Source organism: Oleiphilus sp. HI0043 (assembly GCF_001634935.1).
This window is the reverse complement of record NZ_LWEY01001413.1, coordinates 1-834: the sequence shown is the minus strand read 5'-3', so window position 1 is coordinate 834 and position 834 is coordinate 1. Positions and strand designations below refer to the sequence as shown.

The following is an 834-nucleotide window of genomic DNA, read 5'->3' as shown; positions in this document are numbered from 1 at the left end:
CGCCAGATGTTGCGTAAAGTTGAGATTACGCAGTCTGGTGATACTGACTTGATCAAGGGTGACCAGGTTGAGTATGTGAAGTTCTTGGAAGCTAATGAAGAGGCTGATTCGAACGACAAGATGCCTGCGCAGTGTGAGCGTCAGTTGTTGGGTATTACCAAAGCTTCGCTTGCAACTGAGTCGTTTATCTCTGCTGCATCGTTCCAGGAAACAACGCGCGTACTGACTGAAGGTGCGGTGACAGGTAAGCGTGACTACTTACGTGGCTTGAAAGAGAACGTGGTAGTGGGCCGTTTGATCCCGGCAGGTACAGGTTTGGCTTACCACTCAGAGCGTAAGCGTAAGAAAGATCAGAAGTTGGCACCTATCGCTGAAGAGGGCTTGGGTGTAAGTGCACAGGATGTTGTTGCAGCATTGAGTGCCGAGCTTAATAAGCAGTAATTGCTTGTTAAGTAAGTGGATGCAGGTGCGGTGAACAAAAAATCACCGCATTGCTTGACAGTTGAGGGGGGCGTCATTAGACTTGCGCCCCTCAACTTTATTGTGCCAGCAATTTCGGCATAGTAGTTTGACGTTTTGTAATGAAACGGTTTTTAAAAATATAGATATTGGAGTTTGCTTACATGGCAACGATTAATCAGTTGGTACGTAAGCCTCGTAAACGTGTAGTCGCGAAAAGTGACGTACCCGCGTTGCAGGCTTGTCCTCAACGTCGAGGCGTTTGTACTCGTGTATACACTACGACACCTAAGAAGCCAAACTCGGCTTTGCGTAAGGTTTGTCGTGTTCGTCTAACGAACGGTTACGAGGTTACATCGTATATCGGTGGTGAAG

General features: G+C 47.5%; 1 protein-coding gene and 1 pseudogene. Both read left to right on the top strand.

Translation table 11 applies throughout. From position 1 onward, the window contains the following. A pseudogene (locus A3729_RS19655) lies at positions 1-441 on the top strand (DNA-directed RNA polymerase subunit beta'); the annotation flags it as partial. 182 nt (positions 442-623) lie between these two features. Further along, on the top strand, positions 624-834 hold a 211-nt coding region (rpsL, locus tag A3729_RS19650), incomplete at its 3' end, for a 30S ribosomal protein S12 (RefSeq protein WP_068634194.1).